Annotated in this window: 6 protein-coding genes; 2 read left to right on the forward strand and 4 right to left on the reverse strand. The window is 72.4% G+C overall.

The genetic code is table 11. The features are described from left to right. Both ABT08_RS12835 and ABT08_RS12840 read left to right on the forward strand, forming a co-directional pair. The coding region (locus tag ABT08_RS12835) for an LLM class flavin-dependent oxidoreductase (RefSeq protein WP_353743296.1) at window positions 1-1,192 on the forward strand (1,192 nt) is incomplete at its 5' end. Continuing rightward, window positions 1,189-1,710: a GNAT family N-acetyltransferase gene (locus ABT08_RS12840; RefSeq protein ID WP_056206667.1), complete on the forward strand. Its 522-nt coding sequence runs from the start codon at window positions 1,189-1,191 to the stop codon at window positions 1,708-1,710. The genes ABT08_RS12835 and ABT08_RS12840, both read left to right, overlap by 4 nt. Before the next feature lie 54 nt (window positions 1,711-1,764). Here ABT08_RS12840 and ABT08_RS12845 read toward each other — a convergent pair whose 3' ends face one another. From ABT08_RS12845 to ABT08_RS12860, 4 genes are all read right to left on the reverse strand, one after another. Continuing rightward, on the reverse strand, window positions 1,765-2,850 hold the full coding sequence (locus ABT08_RS12845; protein WP_235557395.1) for an FAD-dependent oxidoreductase: 1,086 nt from the start codon (window positions 2,848-2,850) through the stop codon (window positions 1,765-1,767). Then, window positions 2,847-3,344: a GNAT family N-acetyltransferase gene (locus ABT08_RS12850; protein WP_056518970.1), complete on the reverse strand. Its 498-nt coding sequence runs from the start codon at window positions 3,342-3,344 to the stop codon at window positions 2,847-2,849. Before ABT08_RS12850 ends, ABT08_RS12845 begins: the two co-directional genes overlap by 4 nt. A gap of 68 nt (window positions 3,345-3,412) precedes the next feature. Continuing rightward, on the reverse strand, window positions 3,413-4,579 hold the full coding sequence (locus ABT08_RS12855) for an LLM class flavin-dependent oxidoreductase (protein WP_288115215.1): 1,167 nt from the start codon (window positions 4,577-4,579) through the stop codon (window positions 3,413-3,415). Further along, window positions 4,576-5,158 (reverse strand): DUF1684 domain-containing protein (locus tag ABT08_RS12860; RefSeq protein WP_288115217.1); only part of this gene is annotated, 583 nt, incomplete at its 5' end. The genes ABT08_RS12860 and ABT08_RS12855, both read right to left, overlap by 4 nt.

A 5,158-nucleotide genomic window follows, 5' to 3' on the forward strand; every position in this document is an offset into this window, starting at 1 on the left:
GTTTCCGACCCGCCACCGACCCGCGCAGGAGCAGACCGTGCCCGTTCCCCTCTCCATCCTCGATCTCTCCCCGTTCGGCACCGGCCAGACGCCGGCCGACGGCCTGCGGGCGAGCGTGCGCCTCGCCCAGCGCGCGGAAGCCCTCGGCTACGCGCGCTACTGGCTGGCTGAGCATCATCTCAACCCGGGCATCTCCGGCGCGCTCCCCCACGTGCTGCTTCCGCTCATCGCCCAGGCGACGGACCGTATCCGGGTGGGCACCGCCGCGACGATCATCGGCAACTACAGCCCTCTGCACGTCGCCGAGTCGGCCGGGCTGCTCGCCGCACTCTTCCCGGGTCGCGTCGATCTCGGCATCGGGCGCTCCGGGTCGACCAGCGCCGCCCAGACCCCCCACAGCTTCGCCGCGCTCACCGAGGGCGCGAAGGAGGACGTCACCGTCGACGGCCTGCTGATCCCGGCCGCCCCGGACTTCACCCTCGATCTGCAGCGCTTCGCGGTGCAGGCGCGCCTGCTGCGCCGCACCCCGGGTGACGCCGACCACTTCGAGCAGGACGTGCTCGACATCATCGCGCTCATCACGGGCGACTACGTCGCCCCGGAGGGCGTGCCGATCCACGCCACCCCCGCCGAGGGAACCGACGTGGACGTCTGGATCCACGGCAGCACGGCGGGCGCATCCGCCGCCCTCGCCGGCCGGCTCGGCCTGCCGTTCGGAGCGAACTACCATGTCGCCCCGACCTTCGTGCGCGAGGCCGTCGGCGCCTACCGCGACGCATTCCGGCCGGGACGCCTCGCCGAGCCGCGCGTCATCGTGTCGGTCGACGTGCTCGTCGCCGACAGCGAGGCCGAGGCGACGCGTCTCGCGGAGGGATATGCGCACTGGGTGCACTCCATCCGGGCCGGGCAGGGCGCGATCGTCTACCCCACGCCCGACGAGGCCAGCGCCCAGCCTCTGGATGCCGCCGCCCTCGCGGTCGTGCGCGACCGCCTCGCGACGCGGTTCGTCGGCACACCCGAACAGGTGGCGGAGCAGCTGGAGGCCCTGCAACGGGTGACGGGGGCCGATGAGCTGCTGATCACCACGATCACGCACGACCCGCGCGACCGCGAGCGCTCCGTCGAGCTGCTCGCCGAGACCTGGGGCCTCGCGGGTGCCCCGACACCGGCCACCGTTGGCGCGCACGCGTGACCGCGGCATCCGACTCACTCACCATTCGCGAGGCCAGACCCGATGAGTACGTCCGCGCCGGGGAGGCGACGGTCAGCGCGTACACGTCGGCCTACGGCGCGCTGACCGACGAGTACATCGCCTCACTGCGCGACGTGGCCGCGCGCGCCGACGGGGGTGAGGTGTGGCTCGCGCTCGACGGCGACGAGATCCTCGGGACGGTGTGGATGTCGCGGCCCGGCGAGGCCCTCTCGCATCTGGCCCGGCCCGGCGAGACCGACTTCCGGCAGCTGGCCGTGACACCCGCCGCCCAGCGCCGGGGCGTGGGGGCGGCCCTCGTTCACCACGTGATCGCCCAGGCTCGGGCGCGCGGCTCGCACCGGGTGGTCATGAACAGCGGCCCCGAGATGACAGGCGCCCACGCCCTCTACGCACGCCTCGGCTTCGTGCGGCTCCCCGAGCGCGAGCATCCCGTGGAGGTGCAGCCCGGCCGATTCATCGACCTGCTCGCGTTCGGCTACGACCTGACGCCGGCCTGAGCCCGACACGGCCCGCATTCGCGCGGTCCCCCGCGATATCGCCGCATGAGCATGTCAGCCGAGCTCGGCGAGATCGGCGAGGATGCGGCCGATCACCGGAGCGAACTTGAACCCGTGGCCGGAGAATCCCGCCCCCACCACCACACGATCGAACCGTTCGAGCACGAAACTCGCGTCGGGTGTCGACGTGTAGGTGCACGTCACCTCGCTGAACCGATCGGCGTCGACGCCCGGCAGCCACTCCCGGGCGTACCGTCGCAGCGCCTCGGTCAGCGACGGGTCGGGAACGAACGACCGCTCGTCGGGATCCACCACGGGGCCTGCTGCATGCCAACCGGCCTTGATACCGAGGCCCGGCGTCGCCATGCCGTACACCCCGGTTGGGAACCATCCCGTCTCCCCGGACGAATCGGCGATGTGGTTGAAGCCCGGCCAGGTCTCCTCGGCCGGCGCGATCGGCGCGAAGAACGCCGGCTGCTCCTGCGTCACCCGCAGCGGCGGCAGGGCGATCGACTCCGGGAGCAGTCCGCGGGTCCACGCACCCGCGGTGACGACGACGCGCTCCGCCGTCAGGGTGCGCTCACCCTCCTCGTCGCGCAGCACCACCGAGGCGCCGCGCTCATCGGCGCTCACCGACGCCACCCGGACTCCCTCGCGCACCTCGACCGCGGTCGCACGCGCCGCCGCGACGAAGCCGCGCACCGCGGCATCCGCATCGATGCGACCCGCTTCGGGCGTGTGCAGCACCGGCGTCTCGAAGCGGAACCCGGGCCACCGGCGCTGCGCCTCCCGCACATCGAGCAGGCGGGCGTCGAACCCGCCCGCGCGCACCGCGGTCGTGAGCGCCACGAGGTCGAGCCCGCTGCCGTGCGACACGATGCCGGTGCGGGTGATGAGCGGTGCACGCACCTCGTGCTCGAGAACGCGCCACAGCACCCGCGCTTCGCGCAGCCACGCGAGGTAGCCGGCATCGCCGTACGACACGTTGAAGTTGCGACTGGTGCCGTGCGACGCGCCCCGGTCGTGACCGACCCGGAACTGCTCGAGAAGGATCGTCGGGATGCCGCGTCGACCCAGCTGCCAGGCGGTGGCGGCGCCCATGACGCCCGCCCCCACGACGATCACACGCGCGTCGGTCACACCAACCTCTTCTCGTAGCAGCGGGAGAATTCGTACGCCGTGTACGGCGCGAAGATCGGGATCGGCGTGTAGCCGATGTGCTCGTAGAGCGCGATCGCCTCGGGCTGCCTATCGCGCGTCTGCAGGATCAGGCGGACGGCACCGGCATCGCGGCCGAGGCGTTCGAGCTCCGACATGAGGGCGCGCGAGGCCCCCGCCCCGCGCACGGCCGGGCCGATGTAGACCCGCTTCACCTCGACCTCGTCGCCGAGTCGGCGCAGTGCGGCGTGACCGACCGGCGTGCCGTCGGCGTCGTGCACGAGCACGGTGACGAGCAGGGTGGCGGGGTCGATCGCGAAGTCGGCCGGGTCGTCCTGGATGCCCGCGGCGGCGCGCGCCTCGAAGCGGTCGGCGTAGCGCGGACCGATCTCGGCATCCATCGCGTCGCGCAGCGCGGCGGCGCGTGGGTCATGCCAATCAACAGGGGTGATCGTCCAGGTCTGCGGTGCGCTCACCCGGACAGTCTGCCCGGCCCCGTACTCCTGACCTGGCGTGAGGGCAACGGTGGGTAACAGCGCCGGGGTCACAGGGTCGCCCCGGCGGTCGACGGCGCAGCACTCGCCGTCGCACCCACCGCCGGGACGACCTCTCCCGGCGTGCCCCATGCCGGGTTCTCCGGGACCGTCGCCCGACCCGCCCCGGGGTCGTCGTCGGTCCAGAGGTGTGTGGGGAACGAGCGGCGAAGCGCCGGGGCGACCTCGAGCGCGAATCGTTCCAGGATCTCCAGTTGCTGGGGGAAGGGGAGCGTCGTCGGCAGACTGATGGACTGCAGCGAGTGCCCGAGCCGGTCGTGGAAGCGTGCGATCTTGTCGATCACGTCGGCGGCCGTGCCGACGAGGGCGGGACCCTCGGCGACCGCGTGACGGATGTCGCGGAACGGGGTGTTGTTGCCGGGCACGTTGGTGGCCTGCACGATCGCCTCGTAGACGGGCCCGTACTGGGCGATCGCCTCCTCGCGGGTGTCGGCGATGAACAGCGCCCCGGCGCCGGCACCGACGAACGCGGTGCGCGGGTCGTGGCCGTGGCGGGCGTGTTCGCTGCGGTAGTGGTCGACGAGCACGCCGTAGTTCTCGAGCGGCTGGATGGCGTTGGCGCTGAACAGCGGGTCGCCGTGACGCGCCGCGAGGGAGGCGGAGAAGAGAGTGTTCGCCGACCCGTGCCATACCCTCGGTCGGCCGCCGTACGGTCGCGGCAGGGTCGTGACGTCGTTCAGCGGGCGTGTGAACGGCCCGCCGGGCCAGGTCACCGACTCCTGCTCCCAGAGCACGCGCAGCAGGGCGTACTTCTCCTCGAGCAGCTCCCACTGGTCGTCGAGCTCGAGGCCGAACAGCGGGAACTGGGCGGCTTCGTTGCCCTTGCCGATCACGAGGTCGAGTCGGCCTCGCGACAGCTGATCGATGGTCGCGTAGTCCTCGGCGACCCGCACCGGGTCGAGCACCGACAGCACGGTGACCCCGGTTGTGAGCCGCACGGTGCGGGTCGCCTGCGCGATCGCGGCGAGAACGACCGTCGGTGACGACGACAGGAACGGGCCCGCGTGCCGCTCGCCCACGCCGACGGCGTCGTAGCCGAGCTCCTCCGCCCGTACCGCGGCGATCACCGTCTGCTCGAGCCGTTCGGCCGGTGACACCTGGTGCCCCGACAGGGGGTCGGCGCGGTAGGGGATGATGTCGAGCAGCTGGGTTCTCATCGCGCGACCTCAGCAGGCGCAACCTCAGCAGGCGAGGCCTCGACGGGCGTGGCCTCGACGGGGGCGAGCTCGAGGCCGTGGGCGGTCACGTGACCGACCACGCGGGCCAGCGGCGTCTTCTCGCCGCCCTCGATGCCGACCGGCAGCCGGTTGCCGGTCGGTGGCAGCGGGCAGGTCGCGAAGTCGGTGTACGCGCACGGCAGGTTGACGGCCCGGTTGAAGTCGATCACCGTGCGGCCGTCGGCGTCGGGCGGGGGAACGGCGAGCGAGCGGCTCGCAGCGTACGTGGTGAGTCCGCTCGTTGCGTCGGTGAACAGCACGAGCAGGTCGTCGGTGCGTCCCGGGAACGCGATCAGCCGGAACTCCTCACCGCGCAGCGAGAACACCAGCTCGCCCGGGGCGTCGTACACGTGCTGGATGCCGTCGACGGCGGCATCGACCGTGATGGGCCGCGGTGCGTCGTACGCCTCGAAGCGGGCCTCCGCGCGCCAGCGCGTGTTCGGCACGTAGGTGGGGGTGCCGTGGTACCCGGCGAGGTAGGCCGCGTCGCGTCGACGAGGTCGAAGGATGTCGCGTCCC

Origin of the sequence: Microbacterium sp. SCN 71-21 (assembly GCF_001725695.1) — a bacterium.
Taxonomy (GTDB): domain Bacteria; phylum Actinomycetota; class Actinomycetes; order Actinomycetales; family Microbacteriaceae; genus Microbacterium; species Microbacterium ginsengisoli.

Coding starts and splice junctions, on each gene's coding strand:
- ABT08_RS12855 (WP_288115215.1), bottom strand. CDS start 4,579: ATGAGAACCCAGCTGCTCGACATCATCCCCTACCGCGCCGACCCCCTG.